This is a genomic window from Hymenobacter montanus (genome assembly GCF_014699115.1).
Classification (GTDB): domain Bacteria; phylum Bacteroidota; class Bacteroidia; order Cytophagales; family Hymenobacteraceae; genus Hymenobacter; species Hymenobacter montanus.
In genome coordinates this window covers 103,871-126,405 of the sequence record NZ_JACXAD010000014.1, presented here as the reverse complement: position 1 = coordinate 126,405, position 22,535 = coordinate 103,871, and the positions used below count along the sequence as shown (strand labels likewise).

The window sequence follows — 22,535 nt, the reverse complement described above, 5'->3', positions numbered from 1 at the left end:
CGCGGATCAGGTAGGAAATGTTGAATCGTGCCAGGAGTTTTCGGCGCCCAGCCTGTAATCACCGCATCAGGAAGGAAATGCTGAATCGTGTTAGCCGCTGGCGGTACCAGTGATTCAGTTGCGGGCGTTCCGTGACGAGCGGGTGCCATTCTGTGCGCGGTTGCCGATTTGTATTCTTTGAGAACATAGAATAGTAGGAAAACCGAAGTTGGGGACTAGCCGCGTGGCGGCGGGAGGTTGGTAGAACAGGGTACCCCGGGCTAAACCAGAGCTACGTCGCGGTTGGCAGGGCCAACAGCCGAATCTGTCACCGCTACGCGGCTCTTAACCACATGACCTCTTGATTACTACCAACCTTCCGCCGCCACGCGGCTCTCAACCACCTGGCCTCGCTGACTTACTACTAACCTACCGCCGCTACAAGGCTATTTCGCAACTTGAGATAGGAAAATATACCGTACGCTGCATCGGACACTCAGCCTCCAGTTGGAGTTGACTTCTTCGGTAGCGGTCCGGTCTATTAAGGTGCTCAGACAGCGCAGTCGTACCTTTGCAATTCACCCATCCAAAGTACTCTATACCGTACAATTGGCTGGGTATCAGTTTTTGATTTCCCGTATCAATTTTCACCAGGAAATTCGGCACACGTCAGTCGCGGGCGCTTTACATGGGCCTTGACTGCATCGAAACGGTATACTTTTACCTATGAACCTGTTATCCGCCGAGAATATCTCGAAGAATTACGCTGACCGCTGGCTTTTTAAGGACCTGAATTTTGGCCTGCAACAAGGGCAGCGCGTGGCTTTTGTGGGCATCAACGGCACCGGCAAAACCACGCTCATGCGCGTGCTGGCCGGCCTGGAAATCCCCGACTCCGGCTTGGTGAGCGTCCGCAAAGGCATCCGGGTAACTTACCTGGGCCAGCAGCCCGTGTTCGACGAAAGCCTGAACGTGGAGGAAACCATCTTCGCCAGCCAAAACGACACGCTCAAGGCCATCAAGGAATACGAGCACGTGGTGAACGACCCCGACCACAAGCCCGACGACCTGCAGCGGGTACTGGAGCGCATGGACGCCCTCAACGCCTGGGACTACGAGGCGCAGGTGCAGCAGATCCTGGGCCGCCTGGGCATCCTGGGCGAGCTGCTGACCCGCAACGTCAGCCAGCTCTCGGGGGGGCAGCGCAAGCGCGTGGCCCTGGCCCGGGTGCTGATTGAAGAGCCCGACGTGCTGCTGCTTGACGAGCCCACCAACCACCTGGACCTGAGTACCATCGAGTGGCTCGAAAACCGCCTGTCCTCCCCCACCCTCACGCTGCTGATGGTGACCCACGACCGGTATTTCCTCGACAAGGTAGCCAACGAAATCGTGGAGCTCGACAAGGGCCAGATGTACCGCTACCAGGGCAACTACGCCTACTTCGTCGAAAAGAAAGCCGACCGCGAGCTGCGCGAAGCCACCGAGGTTGAGAAGGCCCGCAACCTGTTTCGTAAGGAGCTGGAGTGGATGCGCCGCATGCCCCAGGCCCGGGGTACCAAGCAAAAAGCCCGCATCGACGCGTTCTACGTGACCAAGGAAAAGGCCAGCACCAACCTCAGCAAGCAGCAAATTGAGCTGAGTGTGAAAACTACCCGGCAGGGTGGTAAAATCATCGAGGCCAGCCACCTCAACAAGCGGTTTGGCGACAACGTGGTGCTGGATGACTTCAGCTACGTCTTCAAGAAAAAGGACCGGATTGGCCTCGTGGGCCCTAACGGGGCGGGCAAGTCTACCCTGCTCAACCTGCTCACGGGCAAAATGCTGCCCGACTCCGGCACCGTCGACGTGGGCCAGACCACGGTGTTTGGCTACTACACCCAGGCCGAGCTCGAATTTGACCCTGAGCAGCGCGTCATCGACATCGTGAAGGAAATAGCCGAAGTGGTAGAGCTGGCCAACGGCGACGTGCTCACCGCCAGCCAGTTCCTGAACCTGTTTCTGTTCCCGCCAGCCCAGCAGTACACCCTGGTCAGCAAGCTGAGTGGCGGCGAAAAGCGCCGCCTGCAGTTGCTGCGCGTGCTCATCAAAAACCCCAATTTCCTGATTCTCGACGAGCCTACCAACGATCTGGACCTGGCCACGCTCAACATTCTGGAAGACTTTCTGCTGCACTTCACCGGCTGCCTGCTCATCGTCAGCCACGACCGCTACTTCCTCGACCACCTCGCCGAGCACCTTTTCGTGCTGGAGCCCGGGGGCGCCATCCTCAATTTCCCCGGCAACTACACCGACTACCGCGAGTACCTGGCCGAGCGCGAAACCGAAGCGGCCATCGAAGCCGAAGAAAAGGCCGCCAAAGCCGCCCGGGCCGCCGCGAAGCTCGCCATCCCCGCAACCGTGAGCACGGCCGGGGCGCCGACCACGCCGGCTCCGAAGCGCCGCCCGACCTTCGCCGAGAAGAAAGAATACGAACAGCTCGAAGCCGCAATGGCGGCGCTGGAAACCGAGAAGCAGGAAATCACCGCGAAGTTGAACGGCGGCAGCGGGAGCCCGCAGGACTTTGCCGCCTGGGGCGCCCGCTTGCAAGCCCTGGAAAAGGAGCTGGCCCAAAAGGAAGAGCGGTGGCTGGAATTAGCCGAATTCATTTAGGTACGCTCCCTTCTTATTCCTAGCCTCCAAATCAAAGAGCCGGCCCCGCTACAGTGCGGGGCCGGCTCTTTGATTTGAGCGTTTTTCCTGACGGCAGTCTAACCTGCCGACTATTCTACTCACTCACTGGTGGAGGTTAGCTGATGATGGATTTACCAGTGGGCGCTATTGCCGCGTGCGCACCTGCACAAATTTCAGCGGCACCGTGCGGGAGCCCACCGGAGCCTGGACCACCACGCTGTCGGCAGCGTCGTAGCGCGGGAAGTAGACGTAGCCGCGTACCTCGTAGCCGGGAGCCAGGGTTACTTTGCGCAGGGCATATTCCTGCAACTGAGCAGCCCGCTGCTGCATGAGGTCGGCAGCTACGGCCTGCTCCATCTTGGTAGCGGAAGAAATGACGTTGTACGTCACGGCTACGTTTTGAATAGCGGCCCGGCTCTGGTACTGCGCTACGGTTTCGCGCTTGCCGATGCTGGCGATGTCGGTAGCCATGCTAACCGCGCCCAGGGCCAGCCCTAACCAGTCGACCCGGGCCGCTTTGGCGGCGGCTTTGTCGGACCCTTCGCGCAGGGCGGTTATTTCCGGCTCGGGGTCGTAGGCCGCCAGCGACCTTGGGGGCAGCGGCGGCAGCGGCAGCGACATGCTGGCGGCAGCCACGGCGGCCGTTACCTGGGTGTCGGGCAGCGGCTTGGGGCGCTTGGTTCGCGGGGCCGCAACGGGGGCGGGCGCCCGGCTTACCTCGTACTTGAAGGCCGTCGGGTCGACCACCACAGGGTGATTGGTAGAGTTGTGGTACTCTGCTTCAAAAACCACCCGCGTGGGCTCGTAGTGCACGAAGCGCAGCCGAACTTCTACATTGTCGGCCACGGCCTGAGCTTGGGCCCGCCCGTTGTTAAACAAGCCCGCCGGCCGCGCCGGCTTCAGTTCCAGCCAATAGGTAGGAGAACAGGCCGTGGTGGCCAACCCCACTAAGGCCAGTAGATACAAGCGGCGGCAATAAACAGACAGCATAAAATCCATTACGTAGAAAATGGCTTCTCGCGGGAAGATGCCACTAACCCGGCTAAGGTTGCACCCGCCCGCGCTTTTTTTCACAATATCGCTACTGATCGGGTATCTGCCTGTCAAATACCTTGCCCGTATCAATCCGAGTTGGCTAAGCCTGATGGTGAAAAGTAGAAAAATACGTAAAGCAATTTACTGAACGAGGTACGGCTGGTTATCCGCCTTAACCTCCTGGGCCGCCCTGGGCCAGGCCCCCAGGTTGCTCGCCGCCGAGAAGCTCAAAAAGAGGACGAGCCACACGTACCTCGTCTGTGCAATGGGAAGCTGACGACGAGGGCCCACAGGAGCAGTTGAGCTACATGTACCTCATCTGTGAAATGGCTTAAGCAGTGAGAAAACAGATGTCTCACGCCCCTGGAGTCGGGGTCCAATCATTGATAGCGATACGGCACAGCTACCCTGTGGTAGCTCCAAAGCCGATTTTATAGCCATTGACGCAATTTTGAACAATTTTGCGGCCGGCTTAGCAAGCTAATGCAGCCAGGGGTGGCAGCGACGATGATACGCTATCAACGAGACCTCTCGGAAGTGGCACCTGGCCTACGCTCGCGTTATTTTGAATCTTTCTTCCGCCCATGCCCGCCCTTTCGCCCGAACTCCGACGTGCCCTTTTTCAGCTTCCGCAGAAAGAAAAAGACCAGCTCTTAGCCCGCTTGGTGGCCCAGGACCCGGTTCTGACCGAGCAGCTCACCTATCGCCTGCTTGAGGGGCCCGACGCGCTGGAAACCCGACGCGCCATTCTGCGCGCTCAAGTCGATGACCCCGTGCGCGGCTTTCACCAAACTCCCAACGACTTGCTCGTTATTCTGCGGCAGCTGCAGGCCCGGCTGGCCTACCACGCCAAGATTACCGAGGACGTAGTCGGCGAAACGGAGTTGAGCTGGCGCCTGTTGGCCAACGTATTCCGGCACCAGCCGACCATGACGGCCCAGTTGCACGGCCCCACCCAGCCCCTACTGCAGCACCTCACCAAGCGCACTCACGAGGCCCTGAAGCAAACCACCAAGCTGCACGAAGACTACCTCCTCGAACTGGCCCCAACTGCCAACGCGGTGCTGGCCGCGCTGTGGCAGTCGGGCGCCGCGCCCCTGGCCCGCGAGGCCGGCCTGCCTCGTTCACTTGCTGCCTAACCAATAACCAACCCAAGTTACCGCCTAGCCGCAGCGCGGCGACAGGTTGGTAGAAATAAATAGCGTCGTCACCTGAAAGCCGCGTAGCGGTGACAGAGCCGCTGGACGAGTCTGTCACCGCTACGCGGCTTTCAATTCACCATCGTTATTCGGTTCTATCAACCTGTCGCCGCGCTGCGGCTAGCCGGCAACTGGGCATTGCTCAGATTCGTGTCCCGTTGTCTGGCCGCTCTCCTATGGATGGGTGAGGTATTATCAATTTAGTATAGTACACGGAAACGGAATAGGACGCCGCTCTAAAAGATTAATAAACAGCTAGCAATTCGAGAATTTTGCCTTGGGGGCCCGCGCGGCACCAGCCTAGGTTGCGCCAGGTGAAACCAGCTGTCGCAAAACCACCAAGCCTCGCAGGGCCGTGGAGACAGCTGCTTTTTCCTTAGTAGCGCTCGGGTTAATACCAAAGACTTGGGCGTCCGAATCAGGGCCCAAGGCATCCTTTCCCTGCCGAAGGCAGTACAATCCTCAGCTTCTTTTCTACTGGCCTGTTTTTCTGAATTGCCATGTCTAGCACTCCCGGACCCGAGGGCCAACGCCCACCCCAGCTATCCGAAAACGACCTGCGCCATGCGCTCGACGAGTTGGATGCCAAAATCAAAACCTTGCACAACCGTGCTCACGCCACGGCAGCGGGCTCGCCCAATACCTACCAGGCCCACGCCGAGGCCCTCGAGGCTAAACGCGCACGGCTGGCCGAGCAGCTCGGGCAGGCCCCCGCACCGGCCGATGGCTCGGAGCCAGGGGTATGGAACCAGATTCGGCACGGCATCGAGAACCTGCGCGAAGACTTACGACAAATTCTATAAATATTTGGTAATTAGCTGCCCGGAGTGCAGCTGTGAGCCTTACACCATTGCCTGTTTCAGGGCGCGGCACCAGAGACCAGATGCTTCAGCATGCTCAGCTGGGCGGCTCGCTCTTCTTCGGTCTGTTACAACGCAAACGGCCCCGGCTTTAGGTGAAGCCGGGGCTGTTTATTACTGATTCAAGCTATTACTGTTTACTCTATCTCGTTGGCCAACGCTACGCCGGCTCGCGGAAGCCCACCCAGGTGAAGCGCTTGATGACGAACTCCGGGTTGGTGAAGCTGGCGTTGCCGGCGGGGTTGCCCCCGGTTACGTGGAAGTCGGAGAAGCCCGCGTTCTGGTTCACGTAGATGCCGCCGGTGAGGTTGAAGCTGACGGGCGTGCCGGCCAAGCTCATCTCGTCCATAATTTGCTCTTTAATAGCCTCATCGGTAGTATAAGCCCCGCAGGAAATGGCGCCGTGCTCGCGGGCCAGCTGGGCGGCGAGGCGGAGACTCTCCTGGGTGTCCTTGGTTTTGATAATCAGCATAATCGGCCCGAACAACTCCTGGCTGAACTGCTCTACCCGGCTGGAATCGACCTCGTGAATGCTCGGCGAGCAGGTCCGGGCATTTTTGAAGGTGGGGTTTTCCACGGCGCCGTGGGCCAACACGCTGCGGCCCCCGTCGAAGGCCAGCTGCTTCACCCGCTCGTGGGTGGCCGGGTTCTGAATGGCGCCGAACACGTGCGGCGCGGCCTTGGGGTTGGTGGCCAAGCCGGTGATGGCAGCCGAGAGCTTCTGCACCACTTCCTCGTAGGGCACAACGGTGTCGCCCACCCGCACGCCGGCAGCGGGAATGAAGAAGTTCTGCGGAGCGGTACACATCTGACCCGAATACAGGCTCACGGAGAACGCCAGGTTCTGAGCTACTTTGTCGAGGTCGGTGCAGCTGTCGAGGATGATGCTGTTGACGCCGGTTTTCTCGGTGAAGACTGTTTTCCCTTTCAAGCTTTCCACGTACTCCCCAAATTGCGAGCCCCCCGTATAGTCAATCAGCTTTACGGCGGGGTCTTCGGCCAGCTCCTTGGTGATGAGGTGGTCGTCGGCGTCCACGGCCAGTTGGCAGATAAAGGGGCTCAAGCCGTGCTCGACCAGCACCTTTTGCACCTCGGCCACGACAATGGCGATGGGCAACACCGCCTTGGGATGGGGCTTGATGATGGTGGGGTTGCCGGTTACCAGCGAGGCAAACATGCCGGGCACCGTGTTCCAGGTCGGAAAGGTGGAGCAGCCGATAACCAGCGCCAGGCCCTTGGGCACGGCGCGCCAGGTCTTGTTCAGGGTGAGGCTGTACTTGCCCATGGGCTTTTCCCAGCGGGTATCTTCGGGAAAGCGGGTTTGCTCCTCGTAGCCGGCCGCAATGGCCTCCAGGGCGCGGTCGGCGGCGTGGGGGCCACTGGCCTGGAACGACATCATGTAGGCCTGCCCGGTGGTGTGCATGGTGGCGTAGGCAATCTCGAAGAAGCGGCTCTTCATCCCTTCCAGCGCCTCGGTGAGCAGGGCGGCACGCAGGGCAGGCTTCAGCTTACGCCACTCGGTGAAGGCTCCCTGGGCATTCTTAATCAGGGTTGAGGGCGAGTAGAAAGGGTATTTGATGCCCAGCGACTGCTGCTCGTAAGGCGATTCTTCCTGGCCGACCCAGCCTTCGGGCTCGCCCTGCTGGAGTTCGGTAAACTGCTGGCCGCGCAGGGCGGCGAATTTCTCGCGGCCTTGCGCGTCGGCGTCGGCCCCGTAGATCTCGGGCGACGGGTTTTCGGGGAAAGCTGCAAAGAACGTGCGCCCGTGCAGGGCCTGCACGGCGGCGTCGAGGGTAGCTTGGTGCTTGTTAATCATCGTGGGTCGGACGAATTGATTCGTGGGAGGTGAGCGGCAGTGAAGCCGGGGCGCAAGTTACAGCAGGCCGGCGACCTTGCCTTTTCCCGGGTTAAATCACATCGGCCAAGGCCAAAAATAAGTGCCTTGTCTTGCTGGCCAAGAACAATTTACCCCCCTTAATAGTCTCAAAGAATAAATCTAATTAATCATGAAAAAGCGTATCTTTGTTGATGTTACTCTACCCTATACAATATACACTTTATTATATTACCGTCCAATGCAAAGAATTCTACTCCTGTTATATGTTTTGGTGGTGGGTAGCCTGATGGCGCCCCTGCGCGCCGCGGCCACACCACCCACCGTGCCCGGTCAGCTGACTGTTAAGCTGCGGCCCGGCTTCCGGCCGACTGCTTTGGCGGGAGCTTTGCTCACGCTAAATGCCCAAGAGCTACGGCAAAAGTTTCCGCGGGCCCTCCCTCCCGAGGAAAAAAAGCCCGGCAGCATCGATTTGCGCGGCATTTACCAGTTCACCCTGTCCCCCACTATTCCCCTCGACCGGGCTCGTGCGGTGCTGTTGGCCACTGGAGCCGTCGAATACGTGGAGCCGCTCTACATCCGACTGCCCCAGGCCCAACCCAACGACCCCCTGTCGGACTCCATGCTCATCAGCATTAGCCGCAGCCAGTTCTACCTGAAGCAAATCAGTGCTTACCGAGCCTGGGATGTGGTCAGCGGCGACAGCAACATCGTCATTGGGATTACCGACGGCGGGGTGCGTCTCACTCACGAGGACCTGCGCTCGCAGCTTAAGTACAACTACAACGACCCCATCAACGGCGTCGACGACGATGAGGACGGCTACGTGGACAACTTCATGGGCTGGGACATGGCCAACAACGACAACAACCCTGGCTACGACCCGTCCATCGTGCACGGCACGCTGGTGGCGGGCGTGGCGGCCGCCCAGTCCAACAACGGCGTGGGTATTGCCGGGGTGAGCAACCAGTGTCGGTTTCTACCCGTGAACATCTACCCCAATACGCTCACGGGTGTCTTTTCCGGCATCGAAGCCATCGTGTACGCCGCCGACCACGGCTGTCAGGTCATCACCATGAGCTGGGGCGCGCCCGGCGGCTACTCCCGCCTCGAGCAGGACGCCATCACTTACGCCGCCGTGAACCGCAATGTCGTGCTGGTGGCCGCCGCTGGCAATACCAATGCCGACCTGCTCTTTTACCCAGCATCCTATAACCACGTGCTGTCGGTATCGGGCGTAGACAATAACGACCGAAAAAGTCCCAATGCCACCTTCAGCCGCCGCGTCGATCTGGTAGCGCCGGGCGTGAGTATCCTCACTACTTACGGCTACCACGCCACCACTGGCAACGGCCCGGCCGATGCCGACTACGGCGCCGTGGGCGGCACCTCGTTTGCCGTGCCGATGGTGGCGGCCGCGGCGGCGCTGGTGCGGCAGCGGTTTCCGGACTTTACTGCGGCTCAGGTAGTGGCCCAGCTACGCCAAACTACCGATAACATTGATGCGCTACCCGTTAACGCCGCCTGGGTCGGCCGCCTGGGCACCGGCCGCCTCAACATGCTGAAGGCCGTGACCCAAACCACCACCCAGGAAGCCCGCGTAGTGACCAGCACTTTCGCCCCCACACTTCCGGCCTACGCCCCCGGCGACGCCTTCCGCCTGACGGCGGAGGTGCAAAACATCCTTTACCCCATGGCGGCACTCACCGTCACGCTTACCTCGCTTTCGCCTTACCTCCGGGTGGAGCAGGGCAGCTTTACGATTGGCAGCCTGCCTATGCTAGGCCGAGCGAGCAACGCCGCCGCACCTTTCCGGTTATCCGTGGTCAGCAGCGGTATTCCTCTGAATACAACCGCCACGCTGCGCTATCGCCTCACGGCCAGCAGCGGGTACCAATTCGATCAGTTTGTCGATGTTACGCTGAATCCTGATTACGTAGTGCTGGAAGCCAATGACCTAGCCGTGACACTGACCAGCCGCGGCAACCTGGCGTTTGACGACTTGGGCGCTACGGTGGGCCGGGGGGTAACGTACCGGGGTAGCGGGAACATTCTGAACGAAGGCGGCCTGATGCTGGCCACCAGCCCCACCCGCGTGTCGGACCGTCTGCGGACCCGCTATGGACAGTCGCGGCAGTCGTTTTTCAGCCTGACTCAAGCCACGCGCCAGCAGCCAGGCCCCCGCGCCGACCAGGAAAGCCTCGCCGAGTTTCAGGACTCGGTTCCGGTAGCTGGCACCCGCATTCGGAGCGTGGGCGTGGCCGTACGCCAGCGGGCTTATGCCTGGGCTGCGCCCGAGCGCCGCGACTTCGTGGTCCTGGAGTATTCGCTCCGTAACCTCACGGCCGATACGCTCAAGCCGCTTTACGCGGGCCTGTTTATGGACTGGGACTTACCCAACCCCGACGGGGCCGCCCGCAACGTTGCAACCTGGGACGACACCCGCAACCTGGGCTATTGCTACGCGCCGGTTCAGACGCCCAGCCCCGGCGTGCCGGCCGTGTATGCCGGGGTCCGCTTGCTGCGGGGGGGCACGCCAGCCGTGTATTCCATTAACAATAATGCGCCAGTGGGCTCGCCCGTGAGCCTGTCCGATGGCTTTTCGCTGCCCGAAAAATTCCTCACCTTAAGTAACGACACCGACCCCGACCAGCGCACCGCCGGTTTGCCCAACGGGGCCGATGTATCGCAGGTAGTGGGAACCCGACTCCTTAGGCTGGCCCCCGGCGACTCTACCACCGTGGTTTTTGCAATGCTTACGGCCTCGACGCTGGCGCAGCTGCAAGCTGCGTCTGACGCTGCGGCCCGCTCGTACACCACCTTGCTGTCCTCCCGGTCGGCCGCGCTCGCCACGAGCATTCGTGCGTACCCTAACCCCACCAGCGGCTTGGTCTGGGTGGAATTTTCGTCGACGCTTGGCTCGTTCGAGCTGCAGGTGCTCAATAACATGGGGCAGGTGGTTCTGCGCCAAGCGGGCCGTGGCAGCTCGACAAATCTTAATTTGGCCAACCTCGCGCCGGGGCTTTACCAACTGCGGGTGCAAGGACCAGCGGGCGTGCTAACCCGCGCCGTCGTAGTAAATTAAGCGGTAGGGATTCGTGTAAAATGACCAAATAATAGCTTACTAATAAGCTTCTACTACTATTACACTTGTTGTCAAGTATAAAAATATCGGACTACACTTCAAGGGTCATTGCTAATTTTGTAAGCCACCAAGTTATGTTTGGCAACTTGCAGAAAATATTATCCTAGCTGTTCAACAAGCCAAGGATGATCGAGTAGCATTGTAACGTTCCTAGTTCTACAAAGTGTCACTATGAAAATCTATATATTCGGCAATGGAAACATTAGCTTCTCTAATTTCAAGAAGTATTATGAAGAGGTCATTAATCAGTACTTAGACAGTGGCAACAGCTCTTTTCTACTTTGCGATTTTAAAGGTGTTGACACATTAACAATGGAACTCTTAAAATGTAGTTCATCAAGAGTTACTGTTTATCATATCGCTGATAAACCTCAATACTTGCCGGATAAATTCAAGACGAAGGTAGGAAGCTGGACAGTTTTAGGAGGTTTTGAGAATGATGAACAGCAGGATTTAGAAGTCATAAAAGAATGCTCTCATTTTATCGCGGTGGACTTCAACTCTGATAGCAAACGCAAAAGCGGGACGCAGAAAAATATTGAGCTTTGTAAAGAATTAGGTAAAATCGAATTGAAAGTTTAATAGTAGTACCGGGTCTTTTTCCCGCAACAAGCCCCGTACTTGTCTAGATAGAGCCGCTACAGGCTGACTCCTCAGGCAGATTTGTAACCTCGGCTAGGCGAGTCTTCGGAGCGGCCGTTGTGAGTTCATGCCCGCTGTTTTACTTTGACAGTGGCCGTTGAATCCCAGAGATGGTAGCCCACGTGTTTTTTGATTGATAGTCAGCCTGTTGATAACTAAATTAATTAGCAAAATGTTTTACGCAGGCTTCTGTAATTCACCTATTGCTTACTGACGTGCCTGCCCTTAGTCCATTACCTGGTTAAGCCAAGCTTATAAGATTACCCACTAGGCCTATAGAAAAGACTAAAAAAGTCTTTTCTAATATTTTTAGTCTTTCAGAAAATTTGTATCTTTGGGTATGTCAAACGTAAAGCTTCCTACGCAGCTGCCTTTGCAGCAATTTGCCCGTTGTGTGAACAATTCGCAACGACCCGCCGACTACGTTGGCGATTGGCCCGAAGCTGGCCGTGTGTATTCCGTGCGCGTGCTGCCGCACGCTCGCACCGGTCAGCCCCAGGTGCACATCCTGGGCTTTTACGCCGAGCGTCCCTACGGCGCCTTCGCTGCCCACCGCTTCGAGCAAGTAGCCGATGTGTGGCTGAATTAAGCCTTACCGGCGGTCGGCCGGTTCATTTCACCCATTTTGGCCCCGTTGGCTTAGCAGCCGGCGGGGCCGGTTTGTAGAGTGGAGCCCTGGCTCCGCTACTCCGAATGCATTTGCCGGTGGCTCAGAGCCTCTCCGAAAAATAACTGGAACATCCCGCCATCTAGCATAGGCTGAGCACATAGAAAGCACAATAATTGGCTGTTTATCCGATTGCGCCGCTGAAGGCTTATTTTGGGGCCCACTTTCTTTGGCTTTACTACCTTTCTGCTATTATGCCGGTTACGAAACCAACGCTGCTGTACCTGACAGACCTGTATTTTGAGGCCAAAGGCCGGCGCTACTACGAGGAAGATTTGTTCCTGACTAGCCGCTTACGGGAAGATTTTAACCTGGTGCTCTGTCATCCCTGCGATTCGCAGCCCTTCGAGCAATTAGTGGACCTCATCGTTTTTCGTAATACGGGGCCAGTCCTCCAATACCAAGCTTATTTCACGGCTTTTGTCGAGCGGGTGGCCGCCCAGCAGCTCCGCACTTACAACACGATGACCGGCCAAGGTGACCAGGCGGGTAAGGGGTACTTGATGGAGTTGACCCGGCAGGGATACCCGGTTATCCCCTCCATCGAGCAGGCCGCCGACCTGTTTCGGCTACCGCTGGCCGAGCGTTACATGGTCAAACCGAAGGACGGGTCGGACTCAATTGGCTTACAGGTCGTCTCGCGGGCCGAGCTGACTACCCTAGACTGGCAGGGTCAAATAGCTCAGCCGTTTATTGACTTCCAATACGAAGTATCTTTTTACTACATTGACCAGCAGTTACAATACGCCCTCTACGCGCCGGATACCCAGAAAAGGTGGCAGTTAGCAGAATATGAGCCCACACCCGCCGACGCCGCTTTCGCAGATCAGTTCATTGCCTGGAATACCATTGCGCACGGCATCCAGCGGGTGGACGCCTGCCGTACCACGCAGGGCGATTTGCTGTTAGTTGAATTGGAAGATCTCAATCCCTACCTGTCACTCGATTCGCTCAGCCCAACCCGACGGGAAGCCTTCCTGCACAACTTCAAGCAGTCGCTCCAAGCAACTATTTCGGCGAAGCGGAGGTAGGGACCTCAGTCTAACTTGGCATGGGATCGGGCCCGGGGCGGATGAATACATAGTCTGCATGGTCGAGGAGCCCAGTAAGCACGCGGCCAGGCCGCTCCACCGCGTTGTTCAGGCGCGGCGGGGAAGTGCTCCACCCCACCGGCTACCGGCCGTAGTGGTAGAGAATACCCCGGTCGGAGGGCGTCCAGAGGCAGGCCTTTTGGCCGCAGGCTTTTAGCGCATTATTGGTCCAGGTGTTGCACGTGTACAAGAAGCTGTACACGCGGCGGGCCTCGTAGAAAGCGTCGTTCGGGCCGTAGCTGTGGCCCTGGATGTGTTGCACGTGCCCGGCCGCATCGTAGCGAAAGCTATCTTGAATATAGGCAATCAGGCGAGCGTACTCCGCCCGGCTTAGGTGCAGGGGCACGGTGTCGGGGCCGGGGGTCGGAGCGGGTAAATACGTGGTGTGCATGGCCGAGGAACCCAGCCAAAATGCGGCCACGAATGCCGTGCGGAATTTAAGGTCGGCCCAAGTGGGCGTGTAGAGGTAAAAACCCTTGTCGCCCCACCCGAAGGCCAGGTAGCGCAGGGTAGTATCGCGGGAGGGGATGTTGCGGAAGGGCAACAGCTGGCTCCAATCCTGCTGCGGGGTTTTGACGGGCACCACGATGTCGGTATGTACGCCGTTGGTGTGCACAAACACCAGCACGTCGGCCGGGGCATTGGGCTGGGTTTTGGCCACCGGAATGCGCCCGAGGACGAACGCGGCCGCCAGGTACAGGCAGATGGCCCCCACCAGGACCCCCACCGCGTACCCAACCGCTTTCATTACCTGCCGAATCGTAATCCGCATGGCATCGCGATGTTGAAAGTTATAGCCTTGGCTACCCCCGATAACTATTGCGCAGTACCGGCCTGCTGGCTGTCGCGCGTATTTTTCTGCACGGCGATGGCGGCAAACAAGCTAAGCAGAAACGACATGGCGTAGAACCCCTTTTCGCTCAGTGTGAGGGTGGCGTGCCACAAGCCTACCACCAGTAGCAGCAGGCAAAGCACGGTGGAGAACCAACTCAGACCATAGTAAATAGCGGTAACCGGAGTGCCTTCGAGACGGTCGCGTACGCTTTTTTGCAGGGAGATGGCGGCGAACAAGCCATACATTAGCACCGTGAAATAATAGCCCTTTTCATTAAGCGCCATCTGGGCGTTCCATAGTCCAACAATGAAGGCCGCTATGCCTGCGAGGAGGGCAACCCAGGAAGCAGCAATAAAGGCGTTGGACGGTTTTGGCTGGGGGTTCATGGTAACTACTGAGTGAGATTGGCTTGCCAAGTACGGTATAAAGTTGGACAATATGCGGGCCCAGGATAAATAGACTAAGCCTCGGAACACTGCCGCCGTCGTGGGCCGTACGCCAGCGGCAATCTACAGCTTCGGCGGGAATCCTTATTCATGGGTGGCTCCAGACCATCTGGCTGCTTCCCATACCGAATGGCACCCACTCCCGCTACGCTTCTCCTCCCCAAGCTGTTTAAAGGCCCCTACTCCAGCGAGCGGATGTCCCGCCCTAGTCAGCGCCGGTGGCCGGCAACCAGTGCTGCTGCCCACGGCAACGGGAAGCCGGGTAATTAGAACGTGCTCGTCCGGGCACCCGTGGCCATTCCTCAATGCAGGGGGCGTTTTTTTACCAGCCCGCCCTTGGTTTCGCGCACGCTGTGCATCACCACGAAGGCCTGGGGGTCGATGCGGTCGATTTCCGTCTTGAGGCGGGTTACTTCCAAACGGGTGGTGACGGTGAACACGATGTCGATGGCCTCGCGGGAGTGGCCGTGCGAGCCAAACCCGCGCCGCCCCGCGTAGATGGTGGCCCCGCGCCCCAGCTTTTCGGTGAGCATGCGGCGAATCTGTTCGCTGTGCGCCGAAATGATAGTGACGCCGGTGTATTCCTCGATGCCTTCGATGATGAAATCAATTGTTTTGGCGGCTGACAGGTACGCCAGAATAGAGTACAGAGCCGTTTCCACGGAGAGCAGCGCGGCGGCCACCCCGAAAATCAGCAGGTTGATGAGCAGCACCACATCGCCCACCGACAGGGCGGTTTTCTTGCTCAGGTACAGGGCCAGCACCTCCGTGCCGTCGAGCACGGCCCCTCCCCGGACGGTAAGCCCAATGCCGGCACCCAGGAAAAAGCCGCCGAACACGGCAATCAGGAGCTTATCCTGCGTGAGCGTGGGAAACGAAATAACGAGTAGTACCAGGGCCAGGCTCACAATGGCGACCAGTGTTTTGAAGGCGAATGCTTTGCCTAACTGGTAGTAGCCCATCAGGATGAAAGGCAGGTTGAGCACGACAATCAGGAGCGAAATCGACACCCCGGTGAGCTGGTTGATCAGCAGGGATATGCCCGTTACGCCGCCATCAATGAAGCCATTGGGCAGCAGGAACCCCTTCAATCCCAATGCGGCAGCGGCCACGCCCGCGGCCAGGAAGGCACCTTGCACCAGCTGTTCGCGCACGGCCCACCCCGCAAAGGGAAAAACCCATTGCTCAGGCTGGGCCGGGGTGTTGCTGGCAAGTCGGCGCCGCTTCTCCCGATAATGACGAATAATAAATTGGGGCAGTAGCATACTAACGTGGTGGATACTTAGCGCCTCAATCAAAGGCGGCCATTAGATAAAGCGGGGGCCAGCAAGTCGCGTTTTTTCGTAACGGCTGGCCAGGTGATGGGCTTGTTTGAGACGGCCGAAGAAGCGTTTGCCTGCCCATTCGATCACATGCCCGCGTATATCGCAAGTTTAACGCTTTTCTCACCCATTAGTTGGCAGGCTCATGGAGGCGAGTTTGGTAGTCCCCACACCAACCCCAGTTGGCCACTTCGGCGCTTGTGAAATGGGAAGTCTTACAAACCATCCGCTATAATCAAGCATCAGAAAAATCACGGCCCGTCAGGCCCTGCTCAGTGAGTTGGCCGGAGCGGCCCGCTCACGGCACTCCACCAGGAAACGCAGCCTTGCGCCGGCTGGAGCATCGGAGAGGTGGAATCAGAAACTATGGCGACGGGCCGGCGCCTACCCTACTTACCTGACGCCTGCGCCTGGACCTGGTGCCCACGGTCGCGACCAATATCGGTGGCTTATGCGCGACGCCAGCCCGCGGCGCATTCCCTTGCTTTCCGGCATCTTTGCGAGGCAATGATGAAAACCCTCCGCAAACTGCTGGTCCGCACGCTCGGCTTCGAGCGTTACATTCGTTTCGTGAGCGGCGTGTATCTGAGGCTGGTAAGCCGGGGCTGGGGCCGGCAGAAATACCCGGAGCTGTTTTTCCTGGAGCAAATCATTAAGCCGGGCTTTGTGTGCCTCGATATCGGGGCCAACCTGGGGTACTACTCCGTGGCCCTGTCGCGGCTGGTGGGGGCAGAAGGCCAGGTGCTGGCCGTAGAGCCAATCCCCGATTTTCAGGCCATCTGGCAGGACAACGTGAAAAGCAGCGGCTTCAACAACCTCACGCTGCTACCCTATGCCCTGGGCGGGCAAAATACCACGGTGCAGATGGGTACCCCCGAGCGGGACGGCCTGCTCCACCACGGCATGACTAAAGTAGCCGCCAGCAACCCCCAGGAGCACTACGCCCGCACCTACGAGGTGCCCATGCGCGTCCCCGACGATCTGTTGGCGACCCTGTCCCGCCTCGACTTCGTGAAGTGCGATGTGGAAGGCTTCGAACACGAGGTATTCCGGCACATGCAAGCCACCCTGCGGCGCTTTCAGCCGCTCATTCAGACGGAGCTCAACGGGCTGGAAAACCGACGGGCGGTAGTGGCAGTGTTAGACGAGCTAGGCTATAAACCATTTATGCTCTCGGCTCATTCAGAGCTCGTGCCCTGCTCCGAAGCTCAATTGGCCAGCGCGGTTACCGCTGACTTTTACTTTTTGGCGCCGACCAGCCCGCTTCGCTAACAACCTTTTGGCGCGCCGGCCGAACAAGGGAGCTATGCACTTTACCGTCATCACCCCCACCCACCAGCGGCGCGAGTTGCTGCCCGAGGCCGTGGCCAGCGTACGAGCCACCATCAGCGCCCCCCTCGACTTCTCGTTCGAGCACTTGATTTATGATAATGGCTCGCGCGACGGCACCGCCGCCTACTTGCGCGAAGCCGCCGCCCAGCCCGGCCCGCCGCTGCGCCACTGGCATCACCCCGGTCGCCAGCTCGCCGGCCGGGCCCGCAACCAGCTCATCCAGGAAGCGGCCCCCGAGGCCTGGCTGGTACCCCTGGACGACGACGACATCCTGCTGCAGCGCACGCTCTACCACTACGCCACCCAAATCGAGGCTCACCCGGGCCGCCCTTGGTTCGTGGCTGACTTCCTGCGCGTAGACGAGCACGGCCGCTACCTGCCAAATGAGGATTACTATGCCTGGCAGTTCGACACGCCCGCCGACATGCTCCGGGCCATTTTCCGGGCCGAGCATTTCATCCAGGGTAACGTATGCTACAGCCACGCCTTCATCGACCAGGTGGGCGGCTACGACGGCGAGCTGGCCATGGCCGAGGACCTGGACCTGTACGTCCGCTTCCTGCTGGCCGGGCAGTTGCCGGTGCTGTGCCCGCACATCAGCCACCTGCACCGCTTCCACTCCCGTAATGTGAGCATTGGCGTCGATGCGGAGAAGCACAATGCTGATCTGCGGGTGATTTACGAGAAGTACCGCGGGCAATTGCAGGCCTTGGGAGTCGAGGCACCGGGCTAGCTCATCCACGATTAAGGGACTGGCTCCGAGGCCGAGCTAGCGCAAAGCGGACTCGCTCGTAGCTTAGCGCCCGCATAAATTGCCCCCATTGCCGATGTCTTCCGAAGAACAGCAGGCCCACGCCGAACTGCAAGCCTGGCAGCAGCGAATGCAGCGCCGGCCTTCGTTCCTGAACAACTTTGCCCGGCGGGTGCAAACCCGGCTCAACGCGCTGCTGCCCGAGCGGGTACACCAAGCCATTACCAGCGCCATCAAGCACATGGTGCGGGGCGTGCTGTTTGGCTCGAAACATACCACCAGCCAGCCGTTGGGCGAAGCCTCCCTGGCCGTGCGGGAAAGGGCCGTGCGCGACCGCATTCGCGACTACCGCACCATGGCCACTGCCGAAGGGGCCGTCACCGGGGCGGGGGGCTTCCTGCTCGGCCTCGCCGACTTTCCGCTGCTGCTGGGCCTCAAGATCAAGCTGCTCTTCGACGTGGCCGCGCTCTACGGCTACGACGTGCACGACTACACCGAACGGCTGTACGTGCTGCACGTCTTCCAGCTGGCCTTCAGCAGCCAGCACGCCCGCAACGCAACCTACCGCCGCCTCGCCGATTGGGACGCCTACCGCCTGGCCCTGCCGCTGGACCCCACCGAGTTCGACTGGCGCACCTTCCAGCAGGAGTACCGCGACTACATCGACCTGGCCAAAATGGCCCAGCTGCTACCCGTTATCGGGGCGGCCGTGGGGGCCGTGGCTAATTATAAGCTCATCGAACAGCTCGGCGACACGGCCATGAACTGCTATCGAATGCGGTATTTCGCCCCCCAAAAGGCGCCGTGGCTAGCCAACCCGACAGCTTGACCCAGCCGGGGTAGGCGCCAGATTCGGAAATAACCAGGAAATCCAGCCCCTCTGCTCGCTAAACTGACAATGCGGTGCCGAACACCCAGCAGCGCGCATAGGTTCTTGAGAACTGCCAGCTAGCATCCTTCCTACCCCACTCCAGACGCAGCTTTTCCGACCGGGTAAAAACGCTTGTTTGGTGCGGGCCGCTGCTGGTGGTAATAAAGGATTGTGGCGCGGAGTTCAGTCGGCAGCCTGACCGTTCAGGGTGAACAGCGCTAGGACGGAAGCTCGTACCACACGCGGCCCGCTAGGACCTGAAAGTTGTTGCGGTGTTTTCATCCTTATTGGGTTCTCCTCTTTTCTGCGAAAACGCTAAAATTAAGCTAGGATGGGAGCGCGTAACGGTTATACCCTCGCGCTCACCGAACCTTTGTCCGCGTCAGCAACTGGGCGAACAGGTCGGGCAGCAGGCGCTTGACCAGCACGGCCAGCGTTTCGCGGCCCCCGATGAGGACTTCGTTTTGGCCTTTGGCAATAACGTGCACTGCCTGCCGGGCAAAGTTTGCAGGGGTCATACCGCGGTTGGTAGCTTCGTCCATCGTACTTAGTGGCGTTCCGTTGCCGGTGAGCGCGTTGATGGAGATGTTAGTGCGGATAAAGCCGGGGCAGATGAGGGTGATGCTAACCCCCGTACCCGTCAACTCAGCCCGTAACGAATCAAAGAAGCCGTGCAGCGCGTGCTTGGAAGCCGCGTAAGCCGAGCGGTAGGGAGTGCCAAACTTGCCTACCAGGCTGCTGATGACGACCACCCGCCCCCAGCCCTGTCGTAGCAGCTGGGGCAGAACGGCCTTCGTGAGCGCCACGGTACCAAAATAATTGACCTCCATCAACTGCCGGTCCACGGCCAGCGTGGTTTCCAGAGCCAGGGAGCGTTGGCTAAGCCCCGCATTGTTCACCAGCACATCGAGACGATCATAATGCGCCAGCACGCGCCTAACCGCTGCCGGATGGCTCTCAATGTCGGCCACATCGAGAGGAAGTACCAGGGCCTCCGAAGGCGCACAGGCCGCTCTTACCCGTTCCAGGGCCGCCACGTTGCGCGCCGACAGCACCAGCCGCGCACCTTGCCGCGCGAACTCCAAGGCTAGCGCCTCCCCAATGCCCGCCGAAGCGCCGGTAATCCAGACAACTTGTTGAGAAAAGCGCATAGAACAACTGAGAAAGATCACGGGAAAGCTATCCAGGTAAAACTGGTTTTCAGACTCGCCTGAGCGGCCTCCCGCCAGGGGGCCGGAGTCGGGGCCAGTCGGTGGCACCACGGATGGTACTCCGCAGGGCTGGTTGAAGTACGAAGGTTGAATAGGCAAGCCGTTCTTCTGTCTTACCCATTTTCAACTGAAAATATGCTACAAGATGCTTAGTCCTTCTCACCAAAACAACCAAAACGGCCGCCTCAGCGTACTGAGGCGGCCGTTTTGCTAGGTTCCTAACCTAAACCAGAACCATTACTTCTGCGACATCTGGGCTTCGCCGTGCTCCATCATCCGAATCAGGTTCAGGGCCGAGCCGGCTTTGAACCATTCGATTTGGCCCTCATTGTAGGTATGGTTGAGGGTGATGAGGTCGGTGTCGCCGTCGGCGTGGTGCAGGCGCGCCTGCAGGGGCTGGCCAGGGGTGAAGCTGGTCAGGCCGAGGATGTCGATGGTGTCGGCTTCTTCCACCAGGTCGTAGTCGGCCTTGTTGGCGAAGGTGAGGGCCAGCATGCCCTGCTTTTTCAGGTTGGTCTCGTGAATGCGGGCGAAGCTCTTCACAATCACGGCTCGCACGCCGAGGTGGCGGGGCTCCATGGCGGCGTGCTCGCGCGACGAGCCTTCGCCGTAGTTCTCATCGCCCACCACCACCGTGCCGATGCTCATGCTCTTGTAGCTGCGCGCCGACTGCGGCACGGTCACGTAGCCGTCGCCCTGCACAGCGAAGTTGCGCACCGAGTTGGCCTCGCCGTTGAAGGCGTTGGTGGCGCCAATGAGCATGTTGTTGGAGATGTTGTCGAGGTGGCCGCGGTATTTCAACCAGGGGCCGGCCATCGAGATGTGGTCGGTGGTGCACTTGCCCTGGGCCTTGATAAGCAGGCGCAGCCCTTTCAAGTCGGTGCCTTCCCAAGGCTTGAAGGGCTCGAGCAGCTGCAGGCGGTCGGAGCTGGGGCTCACGATTACCTGCACGCCGCTGCCGTCAATGGCCGGGGCCTGGAACCCGGCATCTTCCACGGCAAAGCCGCGGGGCGGCATTTCTACGCCCACCGGCTCGTCGAGCTTCACGGGGCCGTTGGTCCCGGGGAGCGTGTCAGTGAGCGGGTTAAAGGTGAGGTCGCCCGCAATGGCGAAGGCGGTCACGATTTCGGGCGAGGCCACGAAGGCGTGGGTGTTGGGGTTGCCGTCGTTGCGCTTGGCGAAGTTGCGGTTGAAGCTCGTGATGATGGAGTTCTTGCGCTTGGGGTCGTCGGTGTGGCGGGCCCACTGGCCGATGCACGGGCCGCAGGCATTGGCCAGCACCACGCCGCCCATTTCGGCGAACGTATCGAGCAGGCCGTCGCGGGCCACGGTATAGCGCACCAGCTCCGAGCCAGGTGTCACGGTAAACTCCGCGTTCACGTGCAGCCCCTTGGTTACGGCCTGCCGGGCAATGGAGGCGGCGCGGGTGATGTCTTCGTAGCTCGAGTTGGTGCAGGAGCCGATGAGGCCGACTTCCAGCTTCTCGGGCCAGCCGTGCTCGCGCACGGCGTCGGCGAACTGCGAGATGGGCCAAGCCGCGTCTGGCGTGAAGGGGCCGTTCACGTGGGGCTCGAGCTCCGACAGGTTGATTTCGATGAGCTGGTCGTAGAAGCGCTCGGGCTGGGCGTACACTTCGTCGTCGGCCCGCAGGTGGGCGGCGATGGCAGAGGCGGCGTCGGCAATTTCGGCGCGGCCCGTGCCGCGCAGATAGTCGGCCATCTTCTCATCGTAGGTGAAGACCGAGGTGGTGGCCCCGATTTCAGCTCCCATGTTGCAGATGGTAGCCTTCCCGGTGCAGCTCAGATTCTCGGCGCCCTCGCCGAAGTATTCCACGATGGCACCGGTGCCGCCCTTCACGGTCAGGATGCCGGCTACTTTCAGGATAACGTCCTTGGGAGCCGTCCAACCGTTGAGCTTGCCGGTGAGCTTGACGCCGATAACCTTCGGAAACTTCAATTCCCAGGCCATCCCGGCCATCACGTCGACCGCATCGGCCCCGCCGACACCGATGGCAATCATGCCCAGGCCGCCGGCGTTGGGAGTGTGCGAGTCGGTGCCAATCATCATGCCGCCGGGGAAGGCGTAATTTTCGAGTACTACTTGGTGGATGATGCCCGCGCCGGGCTTCCAGAAGCCGATGCCGTATTTATTCGAAACCGAGGCCAGAAAGTCGTAGACCTCTTTGTTCTCGGTGTTGGCCTCGGCCAGGTCGGCCGTGGCGCCATCTTTGGCCTGAATGAGGTGGTCGCAGTGCACGGTGCTGGGCACGGCGGCCGTGGCCTTGCCGGCCTGCATGAACTGGAGCAGGGCCATTTGGGCAGTGGCGTCCTGCATGGCCACCCGGTCGGGCGCGAAATCGACGTAAGAAACCCCTCGCTCGTAGGCTTGCTTTGCCTGGCCCGTGTAGAGGTGGGCGTAGAGAATTTTCTCGGTGAGGGTGAGCGGGCGCGCCACAGCGGCACGGGCCGCCTCGATGCGGGAACCCATGTCGGCGTACACGGCGCGAATCATTTCTAGGTCGAAAGCCATAGGATATGCAATAAAAAGAGTGTGGTTGCGCAAATGTAGTACCTGCGCCAAGTTGTACCTAGCCAAAATGCGCGCGGGCAGTTTATGAAGGCTAACGCAGGATTTCGCGTCCGTGT

17 protein-coding genes are annotated in these 22,535 nt (G+C 59.6%); 10 read left to right on the top strand and 7 right to left on the bottom strand.

The genetic code is table 11. The annotated features are described in order from the left end of the window. Positions 1 to 705: 705 nt before the first annotated feature. Positions 706 to 2,628, top strand: a complete 1,923-nt coding sequence (locus IC235_RS13635; protein WP_191005735.1) for an ABC-F family ATP-binding cassette domain-containing protein — start codon at positions 706 to 708, stop codon at positions 2,626 to 2,628. A 165-nt stretch (positions 2,629 to 2,793) separates the two neighbouring features. On the opposite strand, the gene IC235_RS13630 is transcribed toward IC235_RS13635, so the two are convergent. Then, positions 2,794 to 3,639 (bottom strand): hypothetical protein, encoded by an 846-nt coding sequence (locus IC235_RS13630; protein WP_191005734.1) that lies wholly within the window; start codon positions 3,637 to 3,639, stop codon positions 2,794 to 2,796. A gap of 629 nt (positions 3,640 to 4,268) precedes the next feature. Between IC235_RS13630 and IC235_RS13625 the strand changes: the two genes are divergently transcribed. Together IC235_RS13625 and IC235_RS13620 are read left to right on the top strand one after the other, a co-directional pair. Further along, on the top strand, positions 4,269 to 4,823 hold the full coding sequence (locus IC235_RS13625; RefSeq protein ID WP_191005733.1) for a hypothetical protein: 555 nt from the start codon (positions 4,269 to 4,271) through the stop codon (positions 4,821 to 4,823). Positions 4,824 to 5,383: 560 nt separating this feature from the next. Continuing rightward, entirely contained in the window at positions 5,384 to 5,686 is a 303-nt protein-coding gene (locus IC235_RS13620) for a sll1863 family stress response protein (protein WP_191005732.1), read from the top strand. 217 nt (positions 5,687 to 5,903) lie between these two features. Here the strand turns inward: IC235_RS13620 and paaN are convergent, their stop codons facing one another. After that, a complete protein-coding gene (paaN, locus tag IC235_RS13615; RefSeq protein WP_191005731.1) occupies positions 5,904 to 7,559 on the bottom strand; it encodes a phenylacetic acid degradation protein PaaN in 1,656 nt (551 codons plus the stop codon). Positions 7,560 to 7,818: 259 nt separating this feature from the next. On the opposite strand from paaN, the gene IC235_RS13610 reads away from it, so the two are divergent. From IC235_RS13610 to IC235_RS13595, 4 genes are all read left to right on the top strand, one after another. Then, positions 7,819 to 10,662, top strand: coding sequence for a S8 family serine peptidase (locus tag IC235_RS13610; RefSeq protein ID WP_191005730.1), 2,844 nt, complete (start codon positions 7,819 to 7,821; stop codon positions 10,660 to 10,662). Between the two features lie 231 nt (positions 10,663 to 10,893). Further along, positions 10,894 to 11,304, top strand: coding sequence for a hypothetical protein (locus tag IC235_RS13605; protein ID WP_191005729.1), 411 nt, complete (start codon positions 10,894 to 10,896; stop codon positions 11,302 to 11,304). 454 nt (positions 11,305 to 11,758) lie between these two features. After that, the gene (locus tag IC235_RS13600) at positions 11,759 to 11,953 is read left to right on the top strand and encodes a hypothetical protein (protein ID WP_191005728.1); all 195 of its coding nucleotides are present in this window, start codon (positions 11,759 to 11,761) and stop codon (positions 11,951 to 11,953) included. Positions 11,954 to 12,225: 272 nt separating this feature from the next. Further along, positions 12,226 to 13,062, top strand: coding sequence for an ATP-grasp domain-containing protein (locus IC235_RS13595; protein ID WP_191005727.1), 837 nt, complete (start codon positions 12,226 to 12,228; stop codon positions 13,060 to 13,062). 142 nt (positions 13,063 to 13,204) lie between these two features. Here the strand turns inward: IC235_RS13595 and IC235_RS13590 are convergent, their stop codons facing one another. From IC235_RS13590 to IC235_RS13580, 3 genes are all read right to left on the bottom strand, one after another. Beyond that, the gene (locus IC235_RS13590; RefSeq protein WP_191005726.1) at positions 13,205 to 13,894 is read right to left on the bottom strand and encodes a TIGR02117 family protein; all 690 of its coding nucleotides are present in this window, start codon (positions 13,892 to 13,894) and stop codon (positions 13,205 to 13,207) included. 44 nt (positions 13,895 to 13,938) lie between these two features. Beyond that, positions 13,939 to 14,343: an inner membrane protein YiaA gene (gene yiaA / locus IC235_RS13585; protein WP_191005725.1), complete on the bottom strand. Its 405-nt coding sequence runs from the start codon at positions 14,341 to 14,343 to the stop codon at positions 13,939 to 13,941. A gap of 362 nt (positions 14,344 to 14,705) precedes the next feature. Next, positions 14,706 to 15,668 (bottom strand): YitT family protein, encoded by a 963-nt coding sequence (locus IC235_RS13580; protein ID WP_191005724.1) that lies wholly within the window; start codon positions 15,666 to 15,668, stop codon positions 14,706 to 14,708. Between the two features lie 564 nt (positions 15,669 to 16,232). Between IC235_RS13580 and IC235_RS13575 the strand changes: the two genes are divergently transcribed. The 3 genes from IC235_RS13575 (at position 16,233) to IC235_RS13565 (ending at position 18,637) form a co-directional block, all read left to right on the top strand. After that, entirely contained in the window at positions 16,233 to 16,997 is a 765-nt protein-coding gene (locus IC235_RS13575) for an FkbM family methyltransferase (protein ID WP_191005723.1), read from the top strand. A 34-nt stretch (positions 16,998 to 17,031) separates the two neighbouring features. Beyond that, the gene (locus IC235_RS13570; RefSeq protein WP_191005722.1) at positions 17,032 to 17,790 is read left to right on the top strand and encodes a glycosyltransferase family 2 protein; all 759 of its coding nucleotides are present in this window, start codon (positions 17,032 to 17,034) and stop codon (positions 17,788 to 17,790) included. Between the two features lie 94 nt (positions 17,791 to 17,884). Continuing rightward, positions 17,885 to 18,637: an EcsC family protein gene (locus IC235_RS13565; protein ID WP_191005721.1), complete on the top strand. Its 753-nt coding sequence runs from the start codon at positions 17,885 to 17,887 to the stop codon at positions 18,635 to 18,637. A gap of 404 nt (positions 18,638 to 19,041) precedes the next feature. Here the strand turns inward: IC235_RS13565 and IC235_RS13560 are convergent, their stop codons facing one another. Beyond that, the gene (locus IC235_RS13560) at positions 19,042 to 19,830 is read right to left on the bottom strand and encodes an SDR family oxidoreductase (RefSeq protein ID WP_191005720.1); all 789 of its coding nucleotides are present in this window, start codon (positions 19,828 to 19,830) and stop codon (positions 19,042 to 19,044) included. Positions 19,831 to 20,127: 297 nt separating this feature from the next. Next, on the bottom strand, positions 20,128 to 22,419 hold the full coding sequence (locus IC235_RS13555; protein WP_191005719.1) for an aconitate hydratase: 2,292 nt from the start codon (positions 22,417 to 22,419) through the stop codon (positions 20,128 to 20,130). Positions 22,420 to 22,535 lie beyond the last annotated feature (116 nt).